Here is a 2,040-nt window from a genome sequence, read left to right as displayed (position 1 = left end):
CGGCGGGGTCGTCCGGAGCGGGAGGTGTTCGAGGCGGCGGTGGCGACGGTCTTCACCCGCGACGCCGACCTGGACGTGAACGCCCTGCACACGGGCAGTGGTGGTGGCCGACGCATCGACCTCCCCACCTACCCCTTCCAACGCCGTACCCACTGGTCTCCTGCACTGAGCCGAGTCGGCACGGCCGACACCGGGCCGGGTGTGACCGTCACCGGTGCAGTGAGCCGCGCGGTGTCACCGGAGCCGGAACCGGAGCTGGAGCCGATGTCCTCCGAGGAGGCCGTTCGCCTGGTCCGTGAGAGCACCGCGGCGGTCCTGGGCCATGACGACCCCGGCGAGATCGTGCTCGACCGCACCTTCACCTCCCAGGGCTTGGACTCGGTGACCGCGGTCGAGCTGCGCGACCTGCTGAAGCGTGCCACCGGGCGCCCCCTAGCCACCACGCTCGTCTACAACCTGCCCACCCCTCGTGCCGTAGCCGAGCACCTCGTGGAGGACGGACGCGGGCCGCGTAACTCGGGTGCCGATGAGCCGGGGGTGCTCTCCCCGGCCGTGACGGGGGCGCCGGACGCCCGGAGCGGTACCCGGGACGGTGACGACCCGATCGCCATCGTCGGTGTGGGCTGCCGCCTCCCCGGCGGCGTCGACTCGCGCGCCGCCCTCTGGGAGCTGCTGGAGGCCGGCGCCGACGCGATCTCGTCCTTCCCCGTCGACCGCGGCTGGGACCTCGACGGGCTGTACGACCCCGAGCCGGGGACCCCGGGCAGGACCTATGTGCGGGCGGGCGGGTTCCTGCACGCGGCGGCCGAGTTCGACGCGGAGTTCTTCGGCATCTCGCCGCGCGAGGCCACGGCCATGGACCCGCAGCAGCGGTTGCTGCTGGAGACGTCGTGGGAGGCCCTCGAAGACGCCGGAGTGCTCCCCGGGTCACTGCGCGGCGGTGACGCCGGAGTGTTCATCGGTGCCACCGCACCGGAGTACGGGCCGAGGCTTCACGAGGGAGCGGACGGATACGAGGGGTACCTGCTCACCGGAACCACGGCGAGCGTGGCCTCCGGCCGGATCGCCTACACCCTCGGCACGGGCGGACCGGCGCTCACCGTCGACACGGCGTGCTCCTCGTCCCTGGTGGCGCTGCACCTGGCCGTGCAGGCTCTGCGCCGGGGCGAGTGCGGGCTGGCCCTGGCGGGCGGCGTCACGGTGATGTCGGCACCCGGCATGTTCGTCGAGTTCTCGCGGCAGCGCGGGCTCGCCGCCGACGGCCGCTGCATGCCGTTCTCCGCCGATGCCGACGGTACGGCCTGGTCCGAGGGTGTCGCCGTCCTGGCACTGGAGCGGCTTTCCGACGCCCGGCGCGCGGGTCACCGGGTGCTGGCCGTGGTGCGTGGCAGCGCGGTCAACCAGGACGGTGCCAGTAACGGCCTGACCGCTCCCAACGGCTCCGCGCAGGAAGGCGTCATCCGAGCGGCCCTGGCCGACGCCGGCCTCGCGCCGGGTGATGTGGACGCGGTGGAGGCGCACGGAACGGGTACGGCGCTGGGCGATCCGATCGAGGCGGGTGCCCTGCTGGCCACGTACGGGCGTGAGCGCGCGGGTGACCCCCTGTGGCTGGGGTCGCTGAAGTCCAACGTCGGGCACACCCAGGCCGCCGCGGGTGCCGCGGGGGTCATCAAGATGCTGCTGGCCCTGGAACACGGCACGCTGCCGCGGACACTGCACGCGGACCGGCCCAGCACACACGTCGACTGGTCGTCGGGCACGGTCGCCCTGCTGGCCGAGGCGCGCCGGTGGCCCCGTCGGCCGGACCGCCCGCGCCGGGCGGCCGTGTCCTCCTTCGGGATCAGTGGGACGAACGCGCATCTGATCATCGAGGAGGCACCGGACTGGGGCGAGGTCGGGGCCGGCGGTGCTCCTGACCACGGCACAGGGGACACGCCCGTTCCGTCGCCGTTGTTGGTTTCCGCGCGTTCGGAGGGGGCGTTGCGGGCGCAGGCGGCTCGGTTGCGTGATCTGGTCGGGCGGTCGGGTGTGGATCTGCGG

The 2,040-nt window shown here is 73.6% G+C and carries 1 protein-coding gene; it reads left to right on the top strand.

Going from position 1 to position 2,040, the window contains the following annotated elements; all coding sequences use genetic code 11:
* Nucleotides 1-2,040: type I polyketide synthase (locus ACZ6EG_RS33995; protein WP_469610516.1), on the top strand; the 2,040-nt coding region annotated here is incomplete at both ends.

Source organism: Streptomyces sp. NPDC041968, assembly GCF_055589025.1.
The sequence above is the reverse complement of the archived record's forward strand: the minus strand, read 5'-3'. Positions and strand labels throughout refer to the sequence as shown.